Origin of the sequence: Verminephrobacter aporrectodeae subsp. tuberculatae (assembly GCF_026127385.1) — a bacterium.
In the GTDB taxonomy this organism is placed as follows: domain Bacteria; phylum Pseudomonadota; class Gammaproteobacteria; order Burkholderiales; family Burkholderiaceae_C; genus Acidovorax; species Acidovorax aporrectodeae.
Genome location: NZ_QZCX01000002.1, coordinates 143936 through 169398 on the forward strand (window position 1 = coordinate 143936; position 25463 = coordinate 169398).

Annotated in this window: 26 protein-coding genes and 1 pseudogene; 6 read left to right on the forward strand and 21 right to left on the reverse strand. The window is 67.2% G+C overall.

Annotated features, from left to right (window positions below; all coding sequences use genetic code 11):
* Positions 1–51: 51 nt before the first annotated feature.
* The 6 genes from D5041_RS08685 to apaG all read right to left on the reverse strand — a co-directional run bounded on the left by D5041_RS08685 (position 52) and on the right by apaG (position 6280).
* Positions 52–660 (reverse strand): glutathione S-transferase, encoded by a 609-nt coding sequence (locus D5041_RS08685; protein ID WP_265281851.1) that lies wholly within the window; start codon positions 658–660, stop codon positions 52–54.
* 118 nt (positions 661–778) lie between these two features.
* Positions 779–1204 carry a hypothetical protein gene (locus D5041_RS08690; protein WP_010106161.1) on the reverse strand — a complete coding sequence of 142 codons (426 nt, stop codon included), beginning with the start codon at positions 1202–1204 and terminating at the stop codon, positions 779–781.
* Between the two features lie 162 nt (positions 1205–1366).
* Positions 1367–2491 carry a YbdK family carboxylate-amine ligase gene (locus D5041_RS08695; protein ID WP_265284445.1) on the reverse strand — a complete coding sequence of 375 codons (1125 nt, stop codon included), beginning with the start codon at positions 2489–2491 and terminating at the stop codon, positions 1367–1369.
* The gene (locus D5041_RS08700) at positions 2481–3731 is read right to left on the reverse strand and encodes a cation:proton antiporter (RefSeq protein ID WP_265284446.1); all 1251 of its coding nucleotides are present in this window, start codon (positions 3729–3731) and stop codon (positions 2481–2483) included. The genes D5041_RS08695 and D5041_RS08700 overlap by 11 nt, the downstream gene beginning before the upstream one ends.
* A 135-nt stretch (positions 3732–3866) precedes the next feature.
* The gene (gene tlpB, locus D5041_RS08705) at positions 3867–5867 is read right to left on the reverse strand and encodes a transporter-like protein TlpB (RefSeq protein WP_265281834.1); all 2001 of its coding nucleotides are present in this window, start codon (positions 5865–5867) and stop codon (positions 3867–3869) included.
* Positions 5864–6280, reverse strand: coding sequence for a Co2+/Mg2+ efflux facilitator ApaG/CorD (gene apaG / locus D5041_RS08710; protein WP_029554491.1), 417 nt, complete (start codon positions 6278–6280; stop codon positions 5864–5866). The genes tlpB and apaG overlap by 4 nt, the downstream gene beginning before the upstream one ends.
* Before the next feature lie 158 nt (positions 6281–6438).
* Between apaG and rpe the strand changes: the two genes are divergently transcribed.
* Together rpe and D5041_RS08720 are read left to right on the forward strand one after the other, a co-directional pair.
* The gene (gene rpe, locus D5041_RS08715) at positions 6439–7119 is read left to right on the forward strand and encodes a ribulose-phosphate 3-epimerase (RefSeq protein ID WP_010106150.1); all 681 of its coding nucleotides are present in this window, start codon (positions 6439–6441) and stop codon (positions 7117–7119) included.
* 181 nt (positions 7120–7300) lie between these two features.
* Complete coding sequence (locus tag D5041_RS08720; protein ID WP_265284448.1) at positions 7301–9136, forward strand: ABC transporter ATP-binding protein; 1836 nt, start codon at positions 7301–7303, stop codon at positions 9134–9136.
* A gap of 121 nt (positions 9137–9257) precedes the next feature.
* On the opposite strand, the gene D5041_RS08725 is transcribed toward D5041_RS08720, so the two are convergent.
* From D5041_RS08725 to D5041_RS08735, 3 genes are all read right to left on the reverse strand, one after another.
* On the reverse strand, positions 9258–10028 hold the full coding sequence (locus D5041_RS08725) for a toll/interleukin-1 receptor domain-containing protein (RefSeq protein ID WP_265284450.1): 771 nt from the start codon (positions 10026–10028) through the stop codon (positions 9258–9260).
* Between the two features lie 102 nt (positions 10029–10130).
* A complete protein-coding gene (locus D5041_RS08730; RefSeq protein WP_010106145.1) occupies positions 10131–10538 on the reverse strand; it encodes a type II toxin-antitoxin system VapC family toxin in 408 nt (135 codons plus the stop codon).
* The gene (locus D5041_RS08735) at positions 10535–10786 is read right to left on the reverse strand and encodes a hypothetical protein (RefSeq protein WP_265284451.1); all 252 of its coding nucleotides are present in this window, start codon (positions 10784–10786) and stop codon (positions 10535–10537) included. The genes D5041_RS08730 and D5041_RS08735 overlap by 4 nt, the downstream gene beginning before the upstream one ends.
* 221 nt (positions 10787–11007) lie before the next feature.
* Here D5041_RS08735 and hutG point away from each other — a divergent pair, with 221 nt between their 5' ends.
* Entirely contained in the window at positions 11008–11832 is an 825-nt protein-coding gene (gene hutG, locus D5041_RS08740) for an N-formylglutamate deformylase (protein WP_265284452.1), read from the forward strand.
* 11 nt (positions 11833–11843) lie between these two features.
* Here hutG and asd read toward each other — a convergent pair whose 3' ends face one another.
* The 12 genes and pseudogenes from asd to D5041_RS08800 form a co-directional block, all read right to left on the reverse strand.
* Positions 11844–12695 (reverse strand): archaetidylserine decarboxylase, encoded by an 852-nt coding sequence (gene asd / locus D5041_RS08745; protein WP_265257614.1) that lies wholly within the window; start codon positions 12693–12695, stop codon positions 11844–11846.
* 36 nt (positions 12696–12731) lie between these two features.
* Entirely contained in the window at positions 12732–12887 is a 156-nt protein-coding gene (locus D5041_RS08750) for a hypothetical protein (protein WP_265284453.1), read from the reverse strand.
* 61 nt (positions 12888–12948) lie between these two features.
* A complete protein-coding gene (locus tag D5041_RS08755) occupies positions 12949–13230 on the reverse strand; it encodes a CopG family antitoxin (RefSeq protein ID WP_010106139.1) in 282 nt (93 codons plus the stop codon).
* Between the two features lie 772 nt (positions 13231–14002).
* Complete coding sequence (locus tag D5041_RS08760) at positions 14003–14767, reverse strand: ABC transporter ATP-binding protein (protein WP_265284454.1); 765 nt, start codon at positions 14765–14767, stop codon at positions 14003–14005.
* Positions 14760–15587 carry an ABC transporter ATP-binding protein gene (locus D5041_RS08765; protein WP_265281826.1) on the reverse strand — a complete coding sequence of 276 codons (828 nt, stop codon included), beginning with the start codon at positions 15585–15587 and terminating at the stop codon, positions 14760–14762. Before D5041_RS08765 ends, D5041_RS08760 begins: the two co-directional genes overlap by 8 nt.
* A complete protein-coding gene (locus D5041_RS08770; protein ID WP_265284456.1) occupies positions 15584–16534 on the reverse strand; it encodes a branched-chain amino acid ABC transporter permease in 951 nt (316 codons plus the stop codon). The genes D5041_RS08765 and D5041_RS08770 overlap by 4 nt, the downstream gene beginning before the upstream one ends.
* A gap of 1 nt (position 16535) precedes the next feature.
* Positions 16536–17405: a branched-chain amino acid ABC transporter permease gene (locus tag D5041_RS08775; RefSeq protein WP_010106135.1), complete on the reverse strand. Its 870-nt coding sequence runs from the start codon at positions 17403–17405 to the stop codon at positions 16536–16538.
* 57 nt (positions 17406–17462) lie between these two features.
* Entirely contained in the window at positions 17463–18647 is a 1185-nt protein-coding gene (locus D5041_RS08780; RefSeq protein ID WP_265284457.1) for an ABC transporter substrate-binding protein, read from the reverse strand.
* 329 nt (positions 18648–18976) lie between these two features.
* The gene (locus D5041_RS08785) at positions 18977–20734 is read right to left on the reverse strand and encodes a TRAP transporter large permease (protein WP_265281822.1); all 1758 of its coding nucleotides are present in this window, start codon (positions 20732–20734) and stop codon (positions 18977–18979) included.
* An 18-nt stretch (positions 20735–20752) separates the two neighbouring features.
* The gene (locus D5041_RS08790; RefSeq protein ID WP_265281820.1) at positions 20753–21373 is read right to left on the reverse strand and encodes a TRAP transporter small permease subunit; all 621 of its coding nucleotides are present in this window, start codon (positions 21371–21373) and stop codon (positions 20753–20755) included.
* A gap of 194 nt (positions 21374–21567) precedes the next feature.
* Positions 21568–22698, reverse strand: a complete 1131-nt coding sequence (locus D5041_RS08795) for a substrate-binding domain-containing protein (RefSeq protein ID WP_265284458.1) — start codon at positions 22696–22698, stop codon at positions 21568–21570.
* Positions 22699–22735: 37 nt separating this feature from the next.
* Positions 22736–23117 (reverse strand): annotated as a pseudogene (locus D5041_RS08800) (winged helix-turn-helix domain-containing protein); the annotation flags it as partial.
* Between the two features lie 50 nt (positions 23118–23167).
* On the opposite strand from D5041_RS08800, the gene D5041_RS08805 reads away from it, so the two are divergent.
* From D5041_RS08805 to D5041_RS08815, 3 genes are read left to right on the forward strand one after another with little or no spacing between them, the layout of a single operon-like run.
* On the forward strand, positions 23168–23908 hold the full coding sequence (locus tag D5041_RS08805; RefSeq protein WP_265257605.1) for an ABC transporter permease: 741 nt from the start codon (positions 23168–23170) through the stop codon (positions 23906–23908).
* Entirely contained in the window at positions 23905–24627 is a 723-nt protein-coding gene (locus tag D5041_RS08810; RefSeq protein ID WP_265284459.1) for an ATP-binding cassette domain-containing protein, read from the forward strand. Before D5041_RS08805 ends, D5041_RS08810 begins: the two co-directional genes overlap by 4 nt.
* Positions 24624–25460: an ABC transporter substrate-binding protein gene (locus D5041_RS08815; RefSeq protein ID WP_265284460.1), complete on the forward strand. Its 837-nt coding sequence runs from the start codon at positions 24624–24626 to the stop codon at positions 25458–25460. Before D5041_RS08810 ends, D5041_RS08815 begins: the two co-directional genes overlap by 4 nt.
* The last annotated feature ends 3 nt before the right edge of the window (positions 25461–25463 follow it).

Consider the following 25463-nt stretch of genomic DNA (forward strand, 5'->3'; position numbering starts at 1 on the left):
CGCAGAGCACTCCCGAGTCACCCCTTTGAGGGGGCCGACACCAGCCGTTGATTACAGCGTCCAGCGGGCGCGCAGCGACGGCCGCTGGGAAAACTCCGCGTACCACTGCGCCACCGCCGCGTGGCGGCTGCGCCAGTCGAATTCGGCAAAGCGCACGTCGAGGTAGCCGAGCGCGCAGGCGACGGTCAGCGTGCCGATGTCGACGCGGCCGGGTGCGAGCAGCGCGGGGTGCGCGCCGAGGTGCGCCAGCGCGGTCTCGGCCTTGTCCAACTGCCCGGCGCGCCACGCGGCCCAGCGCAGCGCCTCGGGCCGGGCCGCATCCTCGTAGCGCGCGAGCAGCGCCGCGTCGAGGACGCCGTCGCCCAGCGCCGCAAGCGTCAGCGTATCCCAGCGCGCCGCGCCGCTGCGCGGGAACAGCGTGCCGCCGCCGAGCGCGTCGAGGTACTCGCAGATCACGCGGCTGTCGTACAGCACGCTGCCCTCGTCGGTGAGAAAGGTCGGGATCTGTCCCAGCGGGTTCTGCGCGATGAGTTCCTGGTCGCGCTGCACCGGATTCGCGTTCGCGGGCAGCAACTGCACACGCTCGCTCAAACCGAGCTCGTGCGCCGTCACCAGGCATTTGCGCACATAGGGCGAGAAGGGGGCGAAGTAGATTTTCATGGGGCACGCCTGCGGTGGTTGGGGGTGTTGGGGGGCTTGCGCCCGCGATGGTAACTGCGCGGCCTGCCGCCGGGCAATCGGGTGGCAGCAGGTGCGGGCCGTGGAGCGGTGGCCCGGCTTATGGCGTTTTCTTTGTCGTGGGCACGGTCGCGCTGCGGCTGCGACGCGAAAGCTTGGCGGTGTAGACGATGGCGTAGGCCACGATGGCAATCATCGGAAGCGCCATCGTTGCCGCGATCTCCGGCGTACCGATCACACGATGCACGGCATAGAGAACGCCGGCCATGAGCAGGATCGGGCCCAGGGCGCTTGCGATCGGGCGCAACGGCGATGGCGACAGCGTGCGGTAGATCCACTCCATGATCAGCGTCATCACGCTCGCGCTGACACCGCTGAGTAGCCCCTGCATCGCGGCCGAAATTGCGGATCGGCCCAGTCCATGGGGAAGGTTGACCCAGAGTGTCCACCCGCCCTGGACCAGAAAGGCGAGGATGCCAATGACGAGCCAATTCCTGTTGGGTCGCGCAGGTGCTGCGTAAGTCATGGGGGGTGCTCCTGAAACATGTGTCCGGCCTATCGGTGGTGCAGTGGCGGCGCCGTTTTTCGAGAAAGGGAGGATGCGAAAAATTATAAATACAAACGAGAAAGATTTGCATTCAAATTTTGACGCACATGATCATGCATTCCTGCCGCGCCCCGCTCGGCCTCAGAGCGGCACGCCGCGAAAGCGCCGCGCGGCCTGGCGGCTGACTTCGGCGAGCAGTTGCTGCGTGCGCTGGCATTCGCGCAGCCAGCGTGCGTCGTTCTGGCCCGCCTCGACTTCGGTGCGCAGCATGTGCAGGGCGTTCGACGCGCCGCGCGCTGCGGCGTGCTCGGCTATCTGGTCCATGGTTCTGAGGATGTGTTCGCGCAGCGGCATGTGCTTGCCCGTGGCCGGCTCGACGTACACCGCGTCCATGCCGAAGCGGCAGGCCTGAAAGCGGTTGTAGGTGTAGACGAGGTAGTCGTCCTCTTCGGGCATGAAGGGCTGGCTGGCCAAGAACCAGGCGCCCAGCGACTGCACGTAGCCGGCGAGCGCGGCGGCGCGTTCGATGGTCAGCGGCGTGTCGAACACGCGGATCTCGACGGTGCCGAACTCGGGCTTGGGGCGGATGTCCCAGTAAAAATCCTTCATGCTCTTGACCACACCGGTGCGCGCCATTTTCTCGAAGTACGCGTTGAAGTCCTCCCAGGTCAGCGCGAGCGGCGCGCGGCCCGACAGCGGGAAGGCAAACACCGAGTTCAGTCGCGCGGAGTCGAACGCCGTGTCCTGCCCCTGCACGTACGGGCTGGACGCCGACAGCGCGATGAAATGCGGGATGTAGCGCGACATGCGGTGCAGCATGAGCAGCGCGGCGTTCGCGTCGGGGCAGCCGATGTGCACGTGCTGGCCAAAGATGGTGAATTGCTTGGACAGGTAGCCGTACAGATCGGACAGCTCACGAAAGCGCGGCTTGTCGTAGATGCGCCGCTCGTGCCATTGCTGAAAGGGGTGCGTGCCGCCGCCGAGCACGGCGATGTTGAGCTTGTCCGCGCTCTTCACCAGCGCGTTGCGGATCAGCGTGAGCTGGCCCAGGACCTCGCTGCACGAGTGGCAGACGCCGGTGGAGATTTCGATCATGCTGTTCGTCATCTCGGGCACCACGCTGCCGGGCAGCGGGGTCTTCTTCATGAGGCGCAGCATGTCCTCGGCGTACGGCGCCAAGTCGTAGTCGTTGGTATTCACCAGTTGCAGTTCGAGCTCGACGCCCAGCGTCAGCGGCTCCGAGTGGCTGAAGGCTTCAAGACCCATGACCGTCTCCGTCGGGGCCGCGGGGCGCCCAGGGTTTGGCGCTTTCGCCCGCGCGGTAGATGGCGAAGCTGGCGATGATCGCGCCGAGCATCTCCATGAGCAGGATCGCGGGCAGCGTCACGCCGGCGATTGCCTGGCCGGTGGCGGGCGCGGCCTGCACGAAGCGCGACGCGATGAGCAGCGCAATCGCCGACATCGGCGTCATCGCGCAGCCCACCCACAGCGCCTGCTTCCAGCTCGCGCCGCTGCCCACGTTGCCCAGCGCCACGCCGGTGACCTTGGCCAGCAGGCGCACGGCGATCAGCGCGAGCACCACGCCGGCCACCGGCGCGTTCCAGGCGGCCTGCGCGGCCACGGTGGAGACCAGCACGAACATCAGCATGGTGAGCAGCGACGAGGCGTTGCCCAGCTGGTGCGGCCAGGCCCAGGGGCGCGGGTTGAGCTGCTTGAGCAGCATGCCGCCGAGCAGCGCCGCGAGCGGGGCCGAGCCGCCCATGTGCGCGGCCACGGCCGTTCCCGCGGCGACCAGCGCCAGGAACAGCATGGAGGTGTTTTCGCTCGCCGGGCTCATCAGGCGCAGCGCCGTGCGCAGCGCCAGGGCCAGCACCGTCGCCACGACGATGGACACGCCGAGCACCACCACCACGGGGTAGATGCTCTCCAGCAGCGTCAGGCCCTTGCGGTCGATGACCTCCGCGCGGGCGCTGCCCAGCGTCAGCGCGTACAGCGTGGACAGCGTGGTCAGGACGATGGCGCGTTCGGTCACGGGGCCGGCGGCGCGGGTGTCTGCGACCACGCGGGTGAGCACCGTGGGCGACGCGGCCAGCGCCACCAGCGCCAGCGGGCCCGCGACCTGCACGGGCAGGTCGAGCCAGATCAGCGTCCAGTACACGGCAAAGTAGGTCAGCACCGATTCGGCAATGCTCTGCACGAGCACCATCGGGTTGTGCCGGAACCAGCGCAGCGGGATGCGCCCGCCGCATTCGAACAGCACGATGGCCACGGCCAGCTCCAGCAGGAACAGGCTGATTCCCTGCAACGGCCAGACGGCGCCGCTGAAACCCGCCAGGCCCGCGACGGTGCCCACCAGGGAGTAGCCGACCATCTTCGGCAGCCCCGTGTGGCGCTGCACGAGGTAGCCGACCATGGCCGCCACCGCGAGCAGCAGCGACCACTGCACGGTGGGCAGGCCGGCCGAGGGGCGCAGCCATTGCGCCCAGAAGCTCAGGATTTCATTCATGTCATGCCCGGTTTGCGCCGGCCGGGGAGCGGCCGACGCGGTGAAGGAGCGGGCGCAGAGCGCCTGGGCCCGAATTTACAGGGTTTTCCCGTACGAGGCAGGAACGGCGCCTGCCCCTGCTCGCGGTGCGGATTTTTAAGGGCGTGCACGGCGGGCGGGAAGGAAGAAGCCCCAGGGCGCGCGGAGCATGCGCGCGCGCATGGCCGCGTAGATGCGCGCGCGGTCCACGCCGCTGACGTTCTGCGCGCGCATCGCCAGGCGAAAGGCCAGGTAGAAGCTCACCGACACATTCAGCGCGCCGAACAGGGGCAGCGCCGCCACGGCCCACCAGAAGGCCGGCAGATGCAGCACCTGCGGGCCGAGCACGGCGCTGGCGGCGGCGACTTGGCCCGTGGACAGGGTGACGTGGCGCACGTCCAGGCCGATTCCGAAAAACTTGGCGAACACCGGCACCAGGCCGAGCATGAAGCCCAGCGAGATGCTGGCTGCAAAGCCCGAGATGTTCTCGCGCAGAAAGCACGCCCAGCGGGCGGCCCGCTGCGTGCCGAGCCGCCGGGTGATGCGCGGGTTGTAGTGCAGGGCCGAGTGCAGGCGGTTGAGCACGAACCAGTTCTCCGCCCAGCCCGCGACGATGCTCGAGGCAAAGAGCAGCACGCCGGTGAACGCGGCAAACCCCAGCGAGGGACCGAGCAGGTGCAGGGAGGCGAGCGCCTGCTCGGCCTGCTGCCGGTTCATGATGGGGCTGCCGCTGGCCCAGGCGATGAGCGCGGCCAGCCCGAGCACCGCGGGCAGCACCGCGAGCATGTTCCCCAAAATGGCCGCCACCTGCGAGCGCACCAAGTGCGCGATCTCGTCGACGAAGGACTCGATGGCGTCGCTCGCGCCCAGCTCCTTGAGCTTCACGGCCATGGCCGGCGCCGTCATCGCCGGCTGCTTCGTGGCCACCGTGAAATGCAGCAGCTGGATCAGCACGAAGCTGAGCGTGAAATTCACCCCGGACAGGAAGCCGCCCCAGAACGCGGACAGCGCCAGCGCATGGAGCCAGAGCTTGATCAGCGTGGTGCCGGCCATCAGGGCCCCGCCCCCCGCGGCCTTGCGCAGCATGGTGCGGTACTCGGCGCCGGTGCGGGCGATGTAGTGTTCGCCCCTTTCGGCGCTGCGCTCGGCCACCTTCGCGGCGAGCAGCGAGGAGTTCGCGGCGAGCAGCGCGCGCAGGCTGCGCCGCTCCTGCCCCACCACGACCAGGCGCACCATGAGGCGTGCGGCCGCCGCCGCGGGCCGGGGCGAGAGCAGGCAGTCGAGCAGTTCGCGCACGCGCAGGATGCGCACGCGCAATTGCCGCAGGCGAAACACCAGGCCCACGGAAACGCCGTTCTCCTCGAAATGCGCGTACACGGTGGCTGCGGCCGCGCGGCAGGCCTCCAGGCGTTCGCGCAGGCGCTGCGCGGCCGCTTCGATGTGCTCGGGGTTGCGCTGCGCATGCAGCAGCTGCACGCGCAGGTCTTCCACGTCGTGGATGAGCATGTGGAAGGGCTGCGCCGCGCGCGCGGATGCGCTCATGCGCAGGCGCATCTCCGGAACAAAGCCGGTGGCCAGAATCTGCCCCGCGCAGTAGGTGATGGCGTCGAGCAGCGCCTGCTGCCAGCGCGTCGCCCGCGCAGTGTCTGCTGCGGCCCCTGCCGCGGGCGTGAGCAACTCGGCAAGCCGCTGCAGCGGGGCCTCTCCGAGCGCCGCGAGCCATTGCGCGTCGAACCCGCAGGGCAGGGCCAGCATGAAGAGTTCCGACGCGTCGAGGGTCTCGGGGCTGGCCGGCAGCAGCCGGGTGCGCAGGCGCTCGGCCATTTCGCTGAGCAGCCCGGTGCGCGGGGCGAATCCGAAATCGGCGAGCAAGGTCGTGATGTCCACCCGGTCGAGCAAGGCAGCCCACCAGGCCTGCCAGCGCAGCCGGATGTCGGGTCGGGCCTGGACGGCGTCCAGAAATTCCTGCACCCGGGCCACGGTGGCGGGGACGCTGTCGCGCGCGCCGCGCACCCAGTCCAGCAGTTCGATGAGCCACAGGTGGCGTTGCGCCAGGTCGGCCTCGGGGTCCAGCGCGGCCAGCAGGGTGGCCAGGTCGGTCGTCGCCCGGTGCTTCAATGCAGTACCCGTCCATTCGGGAGCGCGTCCGGCGCGCGGGGGTCCGGCGCATCCGAGGCATCGAGCACGAACAGCGGCACCGGGGTGTCGAAGGGCGCGCCGTCTTCGGCCACGCAATGGAACGTGCCCTGCATGGTGCCGCTGGCCGTGCGCAGCCGGCAACCGCTGGTGTACTGAAAGGCTTCGCCGGGCTTGAGCAGGGGCTGCTGCCCGACCACGCCCAGGCCCTTGACCTCCTCGGTATGGCCGTGCGCGTCGCGGATGATCCAGTGCCGCGCAATCAGCTGCGCCGGGCCTTGGCCCGAGTTGGTGATGGTGATGGTGTAGGCAAAGCCGAACACCCCGGAGTCCGGCGCAGACTGCTCGGGCAGGTATTCGGGCAGCACTTGCACGTCAAACTGATACTTTGGCATGGGGCGCATGGTAACCGTGGACGCGGCTGCTGGGAAACACCCCCGAGTCGCCTGCGGCGCATCTCCCTCACAGGTCAAGGGGGGGCGATACCCGGAGTCCCTGGCCTGCGGGGTCCTTGGGCTTCTTTACTTGCCCCGGCATTTCGTGACAATCGGGCATGAGCCGCTTTCGCATCGCCCCCTCCATCCTCTCCGCCGACTTCGCCCGCCTGGGCGAAGAACTGCGCCAGGTCATCGCCGCCGGCGCCGACTGGATCCACGTTGACGTCATGGACAACCACTACGTGCCCAACCTCACCCTGGGCCCCATGGTGTGCCAGGCGCTCAGGCCGCATGCCCGAACGGCGAGCGGCGTGGCCACTCCCGTGGACGTGCACCTGATGGTCGAGCCGGTGGACGCGCTCGCGCAGGCCTTCGCCGACGCCGGCGCCGACTACATCAGCTTCCACCCCGACGCCTCGGTGCACGTGCACCGCAGCGTCCAGGCGATCCGCGCCCGGGGCGCGAAGCCGGGCCTGGCATTCAACCCGACCGAGTCGCTGGACGTGCTCGACTGGGTGATCGACGACATCGACCTGGTCCTCATCCTGAGCGTGAACCCCGGTTTTGGCGGGCAGGAGTTCATCGACTCGGCGTTGCGCAAGATCGAAGCGGCGCGCAAGCGCATCGACGCATCCGGCAAGGACATCCGCCTGGAGGTCGATGGCGGAATCAAGACCGGCAACATCCGCCGCGTCGCGGATGCGGGCGCCGACACCTTTGTCGCAGGCAGTGCGATCTTTGGCCAGCCCGACTACCGGGCGGTGATCGACGCCATGCGCGCGCGGCTCGGCGAATGAGGTAATTTCCCTGCTGTCACTCCTTGCTTGACTGGTTGCGGAACAATCGGGCTTTCCAGGCGATCGGAGTGGGTACGAAGGGCACGCCCGCTGCGCTGGTCCGCAGCGGGCGTGCCTGCGCGTACCCGCCGCGCGCGCATCCATTGCCCCTGCCATCGCAGCCCCTCAAGGAGTTTTGGCCTTGTTCCATTTTTTCGAGCGTCGCCTGCCCCCCTATCCTGCCGCCGACCCCGCGCTGCCGCCCAAGGGCTTCCTGGCCTTCGTGTGGGATGGCACCCGGGGCCTGCGCGGCTACATCGCCGCGATGGCGGGCCTGTCGGCGGCCGTCGTGGTGTACGAGGCCCTGCTGTTTGCGGTGCTGGGCCACGTGGTTGACTGGCTCTCGACCCCGACCCCGGGCCGGCTCTGGGCCGAGCGCCAGGGCGCGTTGATCGGCATCAGCGCGCTGATGCTGGGCTCGGTGCTGCTCGTGGCGCTGCACACCGGCATCAAGCACCAGCTGCTGGCGATCAACTTCCCGCTGCGGCTGCGCTGGAATTTTCACCGCCTGATGCTGGGCCAGAGCATGGCCTTCTACGCCGACGAGTTTGCCGGCCGCATCACCTCCCGGATCATGCAGACCGCGCTGGCGCTGCGCGACATGGTCTTCATCGGCGTCGATGTGCTCGTGGGAACGGGTATTTACCTGGTCACCATCCTGGCGCTGCTGGCCGGCTTCGACGCGCGCCTGCTCGTGCCGTTCGTGCTCTGGGTGCTGGCCTATGGCCTGGCCTGCGCGTACTTCGTTCCGCGCCTGGGCCGGATGGGCAAGCAGCAGGCCGACGCGCGTGCGGCGATGACCGGGCGCATTACCGACGCGTATACCAATATCGCCACCGTGAAGCTGTTCTCGCACACCCGGCGCGAATCCGAATTTGCCCGCGCCGCGATGGACGCCTTCAGACGCACCGGCTACGCGCAGATGCGCCTGGTGAGTCAGTTTGAAATCACGAACCACTTCCTGGTGACGCTGATGATCCTGGGCGCCTGCGGCACCGCGCTGTGGCTGTGGTCGCACGGCCAAGTCGGCGTCGGGGCCGTGGCCGCCGTCACGGCGATGACGCTGCGCCTGTCCAACCTCGCGCACTGGGCGATGTGGGAGATGACCATGCTGTTTGAAAACATCGGCACCATACAGGACGGCATCAACACCCTGACCCACCCGCGCACGGTGGTCGATGCACCCGATGCCCGGTCGTTGGAGGTGACGCGCGGCGAGGTGCGCTTTGAGAACCTGGACTTTGCCTACGGCGCCGGCCACCCGGTCATCGAGCGCCTGAACCTGGACATCCGCCCGGGCGAAAAAATCGGGCTCATCGGCCGCTCGGGCGCGGGAAAATCCACGCTGGTCCACCTGCTGCTGCGCTTTCACGACCTGCGCGCAGGCCGCATCCTGATCGACGGGCAGGACATCGCCCTGGTCACGCAGGACAGCCTGCGCCGCGCGATCGGCATGGTGACGCAGGACACCTCGCTGCTGCACCGCTCGATCCGCGAGAACATCCTGTACGGCCGCCCCGACGCCAGCGAAGCCGAACTGCACGCCGCCGCGCGCCGCGCCGAGGCCACCGACTTCATCGCCGGCCTGGCCGACCTGCAAGGCCGCAGCGGCTACGAGGCCCATGTGGGCGAGCGCGGCGTGAAACTCTCCGGGGGCCAGCGCCAGCGCGTGGCGATAGCCCGGGTCATGCTCAAGGACGCCCCCATCCTGCTGCTCGACGAGGCCACCAGCGCGCTTGACTCCGAGGTCGAAGCAGCCATCCAGCAAAGCCTGGACGGCCTGATGCAAGGCAAAACCGTAATCGCCATCGCCCACCGCCTGTCAACCATTGCGGCAATGGACCGCCTGATCGTCCTGGACGCGGGCCGTATTGTTGAAGAAGGGACGCATGCCCAACTGCTGACGCAGGGTGGGGTGTATGCGCGGCTATGGGGGCATCAGAGCGGGGGGTTTTTGGGGGAGGGGGAGGAGGGGTGAGGGGGGCACAAGCAATAGGAACCGGAACCCGGTTAATTCAAGGAGAGTAGCTGCTGTTGAATGCCGGGGAAGGATAGGACGGGAAAAATATCAAGACAGAAGGGAAAAGGGCTGATAGGGGCTACTCAGAGGGGACCAGTTGATGTTGGATTGCATATGCCCTTCCTTTCCTAGTGAGATAGAGTGATTCGCTTTTGTTCAAACTATAAGATCGTCCTATAAGTTCCTGCTCTTCTGCTTGATCCAAGAGTGTCTCAAACAAGGTTCGTGAAATGTTCATTCTTGCGCGTAAGGTTGAGGGCACAATTCCACCGCTGGAATAGGATTGCAATTCAAATTGCTCAACGATGATCTTCATGAGCTTCAGAAGCCCGTCGCCTGTCTTTTCTACCGGTGTATTTGATACAGGGGAGAATGGATTGTTTGAGATGGCTGGCTTCTTGTATAGCGGGGCACCAAGAATCGAACGGATTAGCTCATCGAACGAGAATTCAAATTGACTGTCTGAAAAATCCAGGCGTATTTTGGATTGCAAGAACGATGGTACGGTGGAAGTGCCGATTTGTCGGATTAACGGGATGAACTTGTTGGAGTCAGTGTTATTGAACAGCTGACCGGTGATGATCATATTTTCATATCCCACCCCGCCAGTGCCATCATTGGCCTTTTTAACGTAGTTTTCAGTGCATATCATCAGAATCCGATTGGCTGCACGCAAGTGCTTGTTCATGAATTGCAGCAAGTCTTGTCCGGGACCAAGTTCCCATTGATCAAGAATCGCATCAATACCGTTATTGCAAAGACGGGTGGCCAAGTCAAGAACCCACTTTTTATGGTCTTGAGAATCATGCGAATAGGAAATGAATACCTTGGGAACATTGTTTTTTGGCACAACAGATTCCTGTTTTGATTGCTCGACTGTAACAGATAGAATGGCGCGGATCTTCCCACTACTTGGCACAGCAGATGTAGTGCGGATGTTGAGGGTGCCAAGTCATTCTGGCACCAATGCGGAGATGCCTTGCTTGGCGAGCAGGCGCACGGCTTGGCGGTCAAACGAGATAAATACGGATGGGCCATGCGCCATGATCTCACCGCTATACGCATTCACCCCGTCCGCAAAGTCACCGCCTTTTTCCATCATCTGCAAACCGGCTTCTATTTCATCATTTCTGACTACAACTTTCCGGCTTTTTATGATTCCGCAAATCTTTGCGTGCACTTCCTCTGGTCTGGATTTGTAAACAGACAGCAAAACCCATACGAGTTCGCAAAAAACATGCGTTGGAATGATTATTTCTTCGACGGTCTCGAAAAGTCTTTCCGCGATTTTGTTTTGCTGCTTGTCATCGCCTACAAGAAAACGAACGAGCACATTCGTATCAACGATGATGCTGTTCATGATCTTCCACGTTGGATATAGGACTGCCGGATCGAATCTTGCAATTCGGCATCCGTCGCTTGAATGTCGCTTTGCATGGACCTGGACAGGGAAAGAATGTCGATCTGATTCTTTTCAGCTTCTATTTTTAAACTACCGTCAGGAAGTTTTTTTACAAGGACCTTTTCGCCGGCTTTGACGCCCAGATGATCCAGCAATTGCTGGTTGAAGGTGAACTGGCCTTTGGTCGTAAGTGTTATTTCTGTCATGTGGCACCTCCATCGGATGGGTGTCCATCGTAAATCAAAATCGCTGGAAAGCAAGAGACTCACGGTCCTTCGAGAGCGGCCCCTGTAGCCCGCAACCCCTGCGCAACGCATCCCAAGCCCTCTGGCGCAGCCAGCAGCCCCCCCCATCGCGCCGTGGTGGGGAGTCACCACCAAGGCTTATAGTGTCCTGCCCCACCAATTTGCCAACCCACCAACCCGCCATGACCGATACCCCCCCGGCACCGTTTATCTTCCACCAAGGCACGCAGCCGCTGCTGCTCTCCATGCCGCACACCGGCACCCATGTACCGCCCGCACTGGCTGCCCGCTTTGGTCCGCAGGCGCGGCAGGTGCCTGATACCGACTGGCATATGGAGCGCCTTTATGCTTTTGCGCGCGACATGGGGGTGTCCACGCTTGCGGCCACGCATTCGCGCTATGTGATTGACCTGAACCGCCCGCCCGACGACAGCAGCCTGTACCCGGGGCAGAGCGTGACCGGGCTGTGCCCGGTGGACAGTTTTGACGAGCAGCCCCTCTATGCCCACGGCGATACGCCCGACGCTGCCGAAATCGCCGCGCGCCGCGACGCCATCTGGGTTCCGTACCACGCGCAGCTGCGCGCCGAGCTCGAGCGCATCCGCGCCCGGCATGGCGTGGCGATGCTCTGGGACGCGCATTCGATCCGCTCGGTGCTGCCGCGCTTTTTTGTCGGCCGGCTGCCCGATCTGAACCTGGGAACGGCCGACGGCAAGAGCTGCGACCCCGCGCTGGAGCAGGAACTGCTGGCGATTGCCCGCTCTGCCCCGGGCCATACGGCGGTGCTCAATGGCCGCTTCAAGGGTGGGTACATCACGCGCCACTACGGCCAGCCGGCGCAGCGCGTGCACGCGGTCCAACTGGAGATGACGCAGTGCAGCTACATGCAGGAGGCCCTGCCTTTCGACTACCTGCCCGCCGTCGCTGCGGGCGTGCAGCCGCTGCTGCGGCGCATGTTCGAGGCCATGCTGGCGTTTGCCTCTGCGGCGGCGCGCGCGGTCCCTTGAATGGAAGGGGGTCAGTGCGCAGAGCGCTGCGCCATGGCTTCGCCGAGCCGGATCGGCCGCGCCGGCGCCCAGTGCGGGTCAAAGCGCAGGGGGCCCGGGGGGAGCAGCAGCAGCACCGTCGAGCCGAGCAGGAAACGCCCCATTTCCTCGCCCTGGCGCAGGCTCACCTGGCCCCGGGCGTAGTCCCATTGCCGGAGCCGGCCGGTGCGCGGCGGGTTCACCTGGCCGTGCCATACGGTGGCCATGCTGCCGACGATGGCCGCGCCGACGAGCACCAGCAGCCACGGCCCGTGGGCGGATTCAAAGCAGCACACCACCCGCTCGTTGCGCGCAAACAGCCCCGGGACGGTGCGCGTCGTCGCGGGGTTGACCGAGAACAGCGTGCCCGGCACGTGCAGCATGTGCAGCAGTTCTCCCGCGCAGGGCATGTGCACGCGGTGGTAGTCGCGCGGGCTCAGGTACAGCGTGGCGTAGTGCCCGTTTGCAAAATGCGCTGCGAGCGCCGCGTCGCCGCCCACGAGCGCGGTGACGGAGTAGGCGTGGCCCTTGGCTTGCAGGATTTGGTCTTGCTCGATCGGGCCGAAGCGGCTGATCGCGCCGTCCACGGGGCAGATCAGGTCCGCCGGGGCCAGCGGGCGCGCGCCGGGCCGCAGGGCGCGCGTGAAGAAGTCATTGAACGACGCGTAGCCCGCCACGTCGGGCTGCGCCGCCTCGGCCATGTCCACGCCGTAGTGCGCGACGAAGCCGCGGATCGCCGCGCGCGTCAGTCCACCGAGCCGGGCCGACGCGAATTTTCCGGCCAGGGTGCTGAGCGCGCACTTGGGCAGAAGGTACTGGGGCAGTACGGCGAGGCGGTCGGACAAGGGGGCTTCTTTCCGGAGTCTGTCGGGCGGCGGATTCTACCGGGCGCGTGCGCCGCTACCTGCCGCAGCAGCCGGCCCGGGGGGCTCATCGCAGCTACTGTTCCAACTGGTAGCAAACGGCGGCACGTCGGCGTAGGCCTTGCGCTCGCCGTGCAGGGCCCGGGGGCCGGCCACGCTCACGCAGCAGGCCATGGCGCAACTCATCCGCAGTACCTTGCAGGCCTTGTACCGGGTTTCCTAGAGCGGACACCCGTCAGCGCGTCACGACGTATTCCAGAACCTGGCGCACGTAGCGCGTGTACGGGATGCCCTGCGCTTGCGCCTTGGCCTTCAAGGCACCCAGCAGTTCCTTGGGCAGCCGCATGTTCAGCGTCGCCGACTTGGCCTCGAATTCGAAGTACGTCGGCCGGAAGCCCTCCGTCAGGTCGGGGCCGAACAGCTTGGCCGCTGCAACGAAACGCTCAGTGTGCGCATCGCTGCCGAGCGCTGGCACGGAGGAGGGTTTTCTGGATTCAGATTCCGATTTGGCTTTCATGGTGCTCAATCTCCTTTGGGTGCATGGGGTGGGCACTGATGGGACACGGCGGCGCTCGACATCCATCCTTGGCGCAGCATGGGGACCGGAACATGGGCACCCCGTGAGCTGCGCCGGTACTTGGGTACGCTGCTTCGCAAATACTTGCACATACCGTGCCTTCGCACCCAGGGGGGTATTACCGATCCTCACGCGGGCTCCGACCCGTGTTGCGGTGTGCGCCTTGCCCTGGGTGCGCATGCAGCGATTTCATTTCGTGCAAGCATGTGCGGGGCAACGCCCCCGCGTCGTATGCCAGACGCGCAGGCCAAGACCGATATTCCGGGTTTACGCGACACCAGCTACCCCACGCGAGAACAATAAAAAAATGGCGAAAAACTGATCAATCGCTGATCAATCGGTGGGTATTACAGAGGCAAATGAGTTACATCTGTGATGCGCGGGAGTGTATAGCAAATTGCTGCTTGGCACGGTGGTGACAGCGGCGAATTTCTTCGGAATCGACGAATTACCCGGCTGGCCCGCGACGTGCGTCTCCGCTGCGAAATTCCCTTGCGCAGGAAGTTGCCCGCAGGGAGCCGATGGGCGTTCAGCGCGCGGCCGGGATGCGCGTCGATCGGGCGGGATCTGCCGATCCCGATGGCATGCGCGGCGGATCCCGGGCCAGCGCCCTCTTGCGCGACCCCGCCAGGGCAGAGCCCCGCCCGATGCAAGCGCCATGGGCACGGCAGAAAAGCCAAAAATATGGGCATGCGAGTTACGGCATGACTGGCTATTTGATGTACGGAATCTGCGGATCGACAGGGTCCTGTCTGGCCAGGCCCAGCAGGCGGTCGAGCAGCGCGGGCTGCGCGCGCAGTTGCGCGGCCGCGCCGGTGTGCACGATGCGGCCCCGGTCGAGCACGGCGACGTGCTCGGAAATCGCCAGGATCGCCTGCGGGTGCTGTTCGACGATGATCGCCGACAGGCCCTCCTCGCGCGTGATGCGCCGGATGGCGTGCAGCAGTTCCTGCACGACGATGGGCGCCAGGCCCTCGAGCGGTTCGTCGAGCAGCAGCAGGCGCGGGTTGAGCACCAGCGCGCGGCCCACGGCCAGCATCTGCTGCTCGCCGCCCGAGAGCTGCCCTCCGAGGTGGGTCTTGCGCTCGGCCAGGCGCGGGAACATCTCGTACACGCGCTTGGGCGTCCAGGGCCGGGCGCCCGACCCCGGACGACCGGGCCGCGCCACGGCCGTGAGGTTCTCGTGCACGCTCAGCGACTGGAAGATGCTGCGCTCCTGCGGCACCCAGCCGATGCCCGCGGCGGCGCGCGCGTGCGCGGGCAGCCGGTGCAGCGCCACGCCGCCCAGCGTGATCGACCCCGCATGCTGGCGCGTGGCGCCGGCCAGGGTGTCGATGAGCGTGCTCTTGCCGGTGCCGTTGCGCCCGAGCAGCGCCAGCGTGTCCCCCTCGGGCAGCGCCAGCGAGACGCCCTGCAGCACCACCGCCGCGCCGTAGCCCGCGCTCAGCCCGTCGATGCGCAAAAGCGCCTCAGCCATGGCGATCCCCTGCCTGCGCGCTGCTGCCTTCCCCGTGGTCGCCCAGGTAGACCGCCCTGACCTGCGGGTCGCGGGCGATGGCGTCGGGCGTGCCCTCGGTGAGCACCGCGCCGTTGACCAGCACCGTCATGCGCCGGGCAAAGCGGAACACCAGGTCCATGTCGTGTTCGATCAGCAGCACCGACACGTCGGCGGGCAGCGCCGAAACGGTCTGCAAAAGCTCCTCGCGCTCGCCCGCGGGCACGCCGGCCACGGGCTCGTCGAGCAGCAGCACGCGCGGCGCGCAGGCCAGTGCAATGGCGATTTCGAGCAGGCGGCGCTTGCCGTAGGCGAGCGCGCGCGTGGGCTCGGCCATGACGGAGTCCAGGTGGAACTGCTCGAGCAGTTGCGCGCAGCGCTCCATGACCGCGCGGCGCGCGCCCAGGGGCTGCCACCATGCGCCGCCCAGGCCCTGCTGCTGCGAGACGGTGAGCGCCAGGGTCTCCAGCGGCGTGAGGCGGTCGAACAGCTGGTTGATCTGAAAGGTGCGCACCAGGCCGCGGCGCACGCGCTGGTGCGGCGCCAGCCGCGTGATGTCCTGGCCGTCGAGCGCGATGCTCCCCCCGGTGGGCGCAAGCACCCCCGTGAGCAGGTTGATGAGCGTGGTCTTGCCCGCGCCGTTGGGGCCGATGAGCGCATGGCGTGCGCCCTTCCGCAGGTCGAGCGTGACGCCGTTGGTGGCGCTGATTCCGCCAAAGCGCTTCACCAGACCCTGCGCCAGCAGCACGGTCTGGCCGTTCTCCGCCGGCGTGGCGGGCGCTGGCACGCCGCCCGCGCTCATGCCCGGCGCCCCCGGAACCAGGCAAACAGGCGCTCGCGCTGGACCAGCAGCACGAGCAGCAGACCGATCCAGAACATCCAGTACTGCGGCGTGTACGCGGCGATCAGGTTTTGCAGCAGCTTCAGGCCCACGGCCCCGACGATGCCGCCGTAGAGCCAGCCCGTGGCGCCGATCACCAGGGTCAGCAGCGCGTCCGCCGAGCGGTGGAAATCGAACAGGTCCAGCGACGCAAATCCCGTGGTCTGCGTGAGCAGCGCGCCGGCGGCGCCGGCCAGCGCTGCGGCCAGGGTGTAGACCTGCGCCAGCCGGGTGTTCACCGCAATGCCGATGGCCAGGGCGCGCAGCCGGTTCTCGCGGATCGCCACGAGCGTGGCGCCAAACGGCGACTGCACGACGCGCCGCGCGAGCGCAAAGCACGCGAGCAGCACGCTGAGCGCGTACCAGGCCGCCGTGCGCCCCTGCAAGTCGAACGCGAACCGGCCGAGCACCGGGCCCGGCACCACGCCTTGCAGGCCGTCGGCGCCGCCGGTCAGCCAGTCGAGCTTGTTCGCCAGTTCCAGCAGCACCAGGCTCATGCCCAGCGTGACCATCAGGCGCGTGAGGTCGCTGCCGCGCAGGATGGTGAGCGAGGCCACGGCGCCCAGCAGCGCCGCAGCGCCCATGCCCAGCGCCAGCCCCGCGAGCGGGTCGGGATGGACGTGCTTGGCAAACAGCGCCGCAGCGTATCCGCCCAGGCCAAGAAAGGCCGCGTGGCCGAGCGAGACGATTCCGGCGTAGCCCAGAATCAGATCCAGCGACAGGGCGAACAGCGCGGCGATGGCGATTTCGCAGGTGATCAGCGCTTGGCCGGGAAAAACCAGGGGCGTGGCAAACGCCAGCAGCCAGAACACCGGCTCCCACCAGCGCAGGCGGCGGGCCTGCAATAGCAAGGTTCGGGGGGGCTTCACGTCAGCCGCCCTTGCGCACAAAAAGCCCCTGCGGGCGCCACAGCAGGATCAGGATCATGAGGCTGTAGACGATGAACGCGCCCAGCTTGGGGATGTAGTACTTTCCCGCCACGTCGGCAATTCCCAGCAGCAGCGCGGCCAGCAGCGGTCCGGTGATGGACGTGGTGCCGCCGACCGCGACGACGATCAGGAAATGGACCATGAACTTGAGCGGGAATCCCGGGTCCAGACCCAGCATCTCGGCCCCGAGCGCGCCGCCGAGGCCGGCCAGACCCGAGCCGCAGGCAAAGGTCACGAGGAACACGCGGTTCACGTCGATTCCCAGTCCCGCGGCGACGCGCTGGTCGTCCACCGCGGCGCGCAGGCGGCTGCCGAAACGGGTCTTCACCAGCACGTACTGCAGGCCCGCAGTGAGCACCGCGCACACGGCGATGACGAACAAACGGTAATGCCCCATGCCCAGCGTGAGCGCGCCGCTGCCCCATTCCGTGCGGCCCTTGAGCCATTCGGGCAGTTGCATGATCTGCTGCGTCGGGCCCACGCAATAGTCCACGCCGGCCACGGCCATGAACACCAGGCCGATGGACAGCAGCACCTGGTCCAGATGGCTTCTGCGGTAGAGCGGGCGGTACAGCGTGCACTCGAGCGCCGCGCCCAGCAGCGCCGTCCCCGCAAAGGCGATCGGCAGACAGAAGAGAAAGGGCACGTCGAGCCGCTGCATGAGCAGCACCGCGGCGTAGCCGCCAGCCATGGCAAAGGCGCCGTGCGCCAAGTTGACGAAGTTCATCAGGCCCATGGTCACGGCCAGGCCCAGCGCCAGAATGAACAGCAGCATGCCGTAGGCCAGGCCGTCGAAAAGAAGGGTCAGCATGGAGTCGGGGTCGGTGCCGGTTCGGTGCATGCGGCAGGGCGCCTGCGGCGGCCTGGGTCAGCGGCTCTTGCCGGGGTCCTTGACGCCCTCGATGGTGTCGAATTCCACGTTGTAGAGTTGGCCGTTGACGCGCTCGACGCGGCGCAGGTAGACGTTTTGCACGATGTCGCGCGTCTGCGCGTCGATGTGCACGGGGCCGCGCGGGCTTTCGAACACCTGGCCCTTCAGCGCGGCCAGCAGCGCGTCGCCGCCGCCCGCGCCCCGGGTGCTCTTGAGGGCCTCATAGATCATGCGCATGCCGTCGTAGCCGCCCACGGCCATGAAGTTCGGGCGCAGACCCGGGTTCGCCTTCTCGAAGGCCAAGACGAATTTCTTGTTCAGCGGCGAGGGGTGCGCGGCCGAGTAGTGGTGCGACGAGATCACGCCCAGCGCGCCGTCGCCCATGCCGTTGAGCTGGTCGTCGTCGGTCACGTCGCCCGTGGCGATGAGGCGGATCCCCGCCTTGTCCAGGCCGCGTTCGAGGAACTGCTTCATCACCGCTGCGCCGGCGCCGGAGGGAACGAAGACGAACAGCGCGTCGGGCCGGGCGTCGCGCACCTTTTGCAGAAAGGGGGCGAAGTCCGGGCCGCGCAGCGGCACGCGCAGGGCCTCGGTGACCTGGCCGCCGTTGAACAGCAGGCGCTGGCTGAAGAACTTCTCGGCGTCGATTCCGGGGGCGTAGTCGCTCACCAGCGTGACCACTTTTCTGATGCCGTTCCTGGGCGCCCAATCGGCCAGCGCCACCGACACCTGGGGCAGGGTGAAACTGCTGCGCACCACGTAGGGCGAGGCCTCGGTGATTCCCGAGGTGGCCGCGGCCATGACCACCAGCGGGGTTTTCGACTGCGTCGCCAGAGGCGCCGTGACCATCGCCGAAGGCGTGATGCCCATTCCCGCGAGCACGTCCACCTTCTCGTTCACCACCAGCTCCTGCGCCAGGCGGCGCGTCACGTCGGGCAGGCTGGTGTCGTCCCGGACGATGAGCCGGACCTTTCTGCCGGCCACGGTGTCGCCGTTTTGCGCCATCCAGAGCCGGGCTGCGGCCTCGATCTGGCGGCCGGTGCTGGCCTGCTGGCCGGTCATGGGCAGGATCAGGCCGATCTTGAACGCATCGTCCCGGGCCGCTGCGGGCAGCGCGGCAAGCCCCGGGAACAAGGCGAAGGCGGCAGCAGCCCAGGCGCGGAGAAAGGGGCGGTGTGGCATCGGCGTCTCCTGTGGCAATCGCGTTGTCTGCAAGAAAGCGGGTCAGAGTGTGGATCGGGCTGCGCCCATGCACAAGCGGGATTTTGAACTTTGAGCTATCGCCAAATGCTATGGCATGGCGTGCGCTGCGCGCGCTCAGATTTGTTCGCAAATGCGCTGCGCGCCCGGCAGCCCCTGGCGGTGCGGTGATGCGGTGGCCTGCGGGTTGCGCCGGGTGGTGCGTGCATGGCTCGCGCACCATGGCCGCGGCGCACGCGCCCCCGCGCGCTGCTACGCGATGCAGTGCGACCGGGCCGCGCTGGCGCTGGCCCGGCCCATTGCACGCGCACTCACTTCTTTTCCTTGGCCAGCGAGTCGAGCAAGTCCTTCAACGGGTCGCTTGCGGGGGCGGCGCCGTCCATGTCCGCGCCGGGGTCGTCGGTGGCGGCTCCTGCGGGGTCGGGCATGGCGGCTTCCATCTCCAGGCGGATTTTGTCCAGGTCGTAGGCCTCGTCCTTGTCCAGGCCGTTGGAGACGATTCCGGGGAAGGCAATCACCAGGCCGACCATGAGGATCTGTATCGCCACGAAGGGAACGGCGCCCCAATAGATCTGCATCGTCGTCACGGGCGGGATCATTTTTTTGCTCACCTTGTCCAGGTATTCCCCGGCGGGTGCCACGCTGCGCAGGTAGAACAGCGCAAAGCCGAACGGCGGGTGCATGAACGAGGTCTGCATGTTGATTCCCAGCAGCACGCCGAACCAGATCAGGTCGATTCCCAGCTTGTGGGCCACGGGCGCGAGCAGAGGAACGACGATGAACGACAGCTCGAAGAAGTCCAGGAAGAACGCCAGGAAGAAGATCATGATGTTCACCACGATCAGAAAGCCCAGCGGACCGCCGGGCAGGCCGCTGAGCAGATGCTCCACCCACACCGGGCCGTCCACTCCCTGGAAGGTCAGGCTGAAGATCGTCGCGCCGACCAGGATGAACACCACGAAGCACGACAGCTTGGTCGTCGTGTTCACCGCCTGCCTGAGCAGGCTCAGGCTCAGGCGGCCGCGCGCCATGGCCATGATGAATGCGCCCAGCGCGCCCATGGCGCCGCCTTCGGTGGGCGTGGCCACGCCCAGGAAGATGGTTCCGAGCACCAGGAAGATCAGCAGCAGCGGGGGGATGAGGACGAAGGTCACGCGCTCGGCCATGCGCGAGAGCAGGCCCAGGCGGGCGATCCGGTTCACGCTGGCGGCGACGAAGGCCAGCGCCACGCCAAAGCACAGCGAAACGACGATGGTCTCGTCCAGCGCCACGTGCTCGATCGGCACCTGCGACCACCAACTGCGCAGCGCGGGCATGTTCCGGCCCATGGTGATCGACGCGGCCGTGCAGATGGCCGTCAGCACCAGCAGCGAGGGCAGGCCGCTCTGGCCGCTGTCTTCGCGCAGGGTGCGGGCCTCGGCGGGCAGGGCGGGGACCCAGTGCGGTTTGACGATCGCCAGCAGGATCACGTAGGTGGCGTAGAAGCCCGTGAGCATCAGGCCCGGCAGGAAAGCGCCCTTGTACATGTCGCCCACCGAGCGGCCGAGCTGGTCGGCCAGGATGATCAGCACCAGCGAGGGCGGAATGATCTGCGCGAGCGTTCCCGACGCGGCGATCACGCCGGACGCCAGGCGCCGGTCGTAGCCGTAGCGCAGCATGATGGGCAGCGAGATCAGGCCCATGGAGATCACCGACGCTGCGACCACGCCCGTGGTCGCGGCGAGCAGCGCGCCGACGAAGATCACGGCCAGCGCCAGGCCGCCGCGGATCGGGCCGAACAGCTGGCCGATGGTCTCGAGCAGGTCCTCGGCCATTCCGCTGCGCTCCAGGATCAGCCCCATGAGCGTGAAGAACGGAATCGCCAGCAGGGTGTCGTTCTGCATGATGCCGAAGATGCGCAGCGGCACGGCCTGCAGCAGGGCCTCGGGCAGAACGCCGAACTCCACGCCGATGAAGGCAAAGAACAGGCCGCAGGCGCCCAGGCTGAAGGCCACGGGAAAGCCCATGAGCAGAAAGACGATCAGCCCCGCGAACATGATCGGGGCCAGGTTGTGCAGGAGGAATTCCATGGTTCTGGGGTTCCCCGCTCAAACGCTCTTGCCGGCCTTGCCGCCGCTGCCCTGGGCGGCTTCGGCCAGGCGGCGGATGGATTCGGCGAGTTCCTCCTCGGCGCTCTTTTCCGCTTTCTTCGCCGTCGGGTCCCCGATCAGGCCGCGCAGGAAGGCAACGCGCTTGATCAGCTCGGAACTGCCCTGCAGCAGCAACAGCCCGAAGCCCAGGGGCATCATCAGGTACACGGGCCAGCGGATCAGGCCGCCGGCGTTGTTCGACATTTCGCCCGAGTGGTAGGCGCGCAGGAAGTAGGGTACGCCGTACCAGAGAATGGCCAGGCACATGGGGGCGAGAAAGCAGCTGAAGCCGAAGATGTCGATCCAGATTTGCTGGCGCTTGGGCAGGCGGCTGGAGAGAACGTCCACGCGCACGTGCTCGCCCTGGAGCAGCGTGTAGCCCGCGGCGATCAGGAACGACGCGGAGAACAGGTACCACTGCACCTCCAGAAACGCGTTCGAACTCGTGTTCAACGCCTTGCGCACGACGGCGTTCATGCCGCTGATCACGGTCGAGGCCAGGATCAGCCAGATCACGTATTTGCCGATTTGGGTGCTGAGCCAGTCGACCCCGCGCGAGAATTTGAGCAAAGCCTGCATGCTGTCTCCAAGGGATAAAAGCGGTGTGCATTACCCCGGCCCGGGCGCACACCAGGAAAGCGCGCCCGATTCTACGAGCCGCCGCAGGCCAAGCATGACTGGATCATGACGGGGGTATCCCCGGAAAAACACGGATTCTTCAGCGATGAAAAAAGGACTGCCGAAATCCCCGGCCTTTGGGGCGCAGGGGGCGGCTATGCGGATTCTTCCCCAGGCTCCGCGCGGCGTTTCTCGTGCGCGAAGCGCCACCAGGGCAGAACCTGCTTCATGGCCAGCACCGCGCCGCAGTGCCAGGGCTGGTAGCCCGGCAGCGCCGCCATTTGCGCCTGCCACCGGGGCGTTTGCAGGAGGCTGCGCAGGGCCCGCGTGGCGTCTTGCTCGAGGCTGGATTTCAGGCAGGCCAGGTGGTAGCGCTCGTGCACCAGGGCCACGAAGTCCAGCCCGTGGGCCCGGGCCGCAACCTCGATTCCCAGGCCCACGTCGGCCGCACCGGCGGCCACGGCCTGCGCGATCGCCGTGTGCGAGGGCTCGCTCAGCGCGTAGCCCGCGATGGCCTGCGCGTCCAGTCCCGCCTGCGCGAGCAGTTCGTCGAGCAGCACGCGCGTTCCGGTGCCCAGCGGCCGGTTCACGAAGCGCGCGCCGCTGCGCGCCACGTCCGCCAGGCTGCGCAGGGCCAGCGGATTTCCCGGCGCCACGATCAGGCCCTGCGTGCGTTGGGCAAAGCCGATGATCTTGTGCAGCCCCGGTTGCAGCAGCGGCCGGTAGATGCGCGCGCTCAGCGAGTCGGCCGCCGGCTGCTCCAGCGTGTGAAAGCCCGCCAGCGTGCAGCGCCCCTCGTTCAGCGCACGGATCGCGTCCACGCTGCCGCAAAAGCGGATGTCCAGATGCAGCGCGCCCGCGTCGGCCTGCGCGGCCGCATGCGCGCGCAGCGCCGCCAGGGCATCGTCGTGGCTGGCGTACAGGGTGAGCACGTGCGCCCGGTCGTCGAAGGCCACGGCAAACGCGCGCTCCAGGTCGGCGTGCAGCGCGGCAATCTGCGGCGCGAGCCGCGCCTGCGCCTGGCGCTCGGCCCAGAGCAGCTTGCTGCCGAATTCGCTGAGCCGCGCCGGCTGGCCCTTGTTCCAGGTGATCAGCGCGCCACCGAGTTGCTCCTCCCAGCGCTTGAGCGCCCCCCAGACATGGCGGTACGACAGGTCCAGACTGCGCGCGGCGCCCGAAATCGAGCCCTGCCCGGCGACGGCTTGGAGCAGTTCGGGCAGCGGATTGCGGATGCGTGCATCGCCGGCGTCCCGGCTGAGCGTGTAGTGCAGTTGGACCCTATGCACGGATTTTCCTATCGCTGGATATGGTGGGGGCGCATACGTACAGGGTGAGCACGTGCGCCCGGGCGTCGAAGGCCACGGCAAACGTGCGCTCCAGGTCGGCGTGCAGCGCGGCAATCTGCGGCGCGAGCCGCGCCTGCGCCTGCGCTTGGCGCTTGGCGCTTGGCCCAAAGCAGCTTGCTGCCGAATTCGCTGAGCCGCGCCGGCTGGCCCTTGCTCCAGGTGATCAGCGCGCCACCGAGTTGCTCCTCCCAGCGCTTGAGCGCGCCCCAGACATGGCGGTACGACAGGTCCAGACGGCGAGCGGCGCCCGAAATCGAGCCCTGCCCGGCGACGGCTTGGAGCAGTTCGGGCAGCGGATTGCGGATGCGTGCATCGCCGGCGTCCCGGCTGAGCGTGTAGTGCAGTTGAACCCTATGCACGGATTTTCCTATCGCTGGATATGGTGCGGGCACATACGATAGCCCAAGCCATGTCCACATTCACCGAAAGCGCGCGCACCGCGCTGCAACTTGCCCTGTCCCTGGATCCCGTGCTGTGGAGCATCGTGCGCCGCTCGCTCTCGGTCAGCGCCAGCGCCTGCCTGCTGGCCTGCGGCCTGGGTCTGGCGCTGGGCGCCTGGCTCGGCGTGGCGCGCTTTGCCGGGCGTGGCGCGGCGCTGGCGCTGCTCAACACCTTGCTCGCCGTGCCCTCGGTGGTGGTCGGGCTGGTGGTCTACCTGCTGCTCTCGCGCAGCGGGCCGCTGGGCGCGCTGGGCTGGCTCTTCAGCTTCCAGGCCATGGTGCTGGCGCAGACCATCCTGGTGCTGCCGGTGGTCACGGCGCTCACGCGCCAGGTGGTCGAAGACGCCGAGCGCGCGCACGGCGAGCAGCTGCGCTCCATGGGCGCGGGCGCCGCGCTGCGCAGTCTGCTGCTCGCCTGGGACGAGCGCTACGCCCTGCTCACCGTGCTGCTCGCGGCGTTTGGCCGCGCCATCTCCGAGGTCGGCGCGGTGATGATCGTGGGCGGGAACATCGACGGCTTCACGCGCGTGATGACCACGGCCATCGCGCTCGAGACGAGCAAGGGCGACCTGCCCCTGGCGCTGGCGCTGGGCCTGATCCTGCTGGCCGTGGTGCTCGCGCTGAACGTGCTCATCGCCGCGCTGCGCCGTTGGCGCGAGCGCGTTGACGGCGCCGTCGTGCACAGCGTCCCCGCAGGGGCTGCGGCATGAGCGGCGGCGCCACCAGACCCTGGGTCGAACTGCGCCAGGTGACGCTGCGCTACGGCCACGTGCAGGCGCTCGCCGGGGTCACGCTGCGCATCGCGCCCGGCGAGCGCGTGGCGCTGGTGGGCGCGAACGGCAGCGGCAAGAGCACGCTGCTGCGCCTGCTGCACGGTCTGGTCGGTGCCCACGCCGGCGGCCTGCAGTGCGACGCCGCACTGCGCCAGGCCATGCTGTTCCAGCGCCCGCACATGCTGCGCACCAGCGCGCAGAACAACGTGGCGCTGGCGCTGTGGCTGCGCGGCACGCGCTGGCGCGACGCGCGCCTGCAGGCGCTGGCGGCGTTGCAGCGCGTGGAACTGCAGGAGGTTGCCGCGCGGAACGCGCGCACCCTGTCGGCGGGCCAGCAGCAGCGCCTGGCGCTTGCGCGCGCCTGGGCCCTGAGGCCGGACGTGCTGCTGCTCGACGAGCCCACCGCCAGCCTGGACCCGCACGCCAAGCGCGAGGTCGAGGCGCTGCTCGCCGACTTCGCTGCTGCTGCCGCCGGCGCCGCGCAGCCCGTGACCATGGTGTTCAGCAGCCACAATCTGGGCCAAGTCAAGCGCCTGGCCCGGCGCGTGATCTATATGGAGCATGGCCGCCTGGTCGCCGACCTGCCGGTGCACGATTTCTTCAACGGCCCGCTGCCCGAGGCCGCCCGTTTGTTCGTCAAAGGAGAACTGGTATGACGCATTGCAGGTTTTTTCGCGCCCCGGCGCGGGTCCGTCTTTTTCTTCTGGCCGGCGTTCTGCTGGCCTGCGGGGCCGCTGCGTCCGCGCAGAGCATCACGCTCGCATCGACCACCTCCACCGAGCAATCGGGACTGTTTGGCCAGCTGCTTCCCGCGTTCAAAAAGGCCAGCGGACTGGACGTCAAGGTGGTCGCGCTGGGAACCGGCCAGGCGCTCGACATGGGGCGCCGGGGCGACGCCGACCTGCTGTTCGTGCACGACCAGGTGGCCGAAGAGAAGTTCGTCGCCGACGGCTGGGGCGTGAAGCGCTACCCCGTGATGTACAACGACTTCATCCTGGTGGGCCCGAAGGACGACCCCGCAGGCACGCGCGGCAAGGACATCGTGCAGGCGCTGCAGAAGCTGGCTGCGGCGAACGGCAGCTTCGTCTCGCGCGGCGACAAGAGCGGCACCCACGCGGCCGAACTGCGCTACTGGAAGCTCGCCGGCGCCGACGCTGACGCGGGCAAGGGCAGCGGCTACAGGGAGTGCGGTTGTGGCATGGGCCCTGCGCTGAACATCGCGGCGTCCAGCGGTGCCTACGCGCTGACCGACCGCGGCACCTGGCTGAACTTCAGGAACCGCGCCGACCTGGCGATCCTGGTCGAGGGCGACACCAGGCTCTTCAACCAGTACGGCGTGATCGCCGTCAACCCCGCCCGGCACGCGCACGTGAAGGCGCAGGACGCGCAAAAGTTCATCGACTGGGTGCTCTCGCCCGCCGGGCAGGCGGCCATCGCCGACTACCGGATCGGCGGCGAGCAGCTGTTCTTCCCGAACGCCCCCAAATAGCGC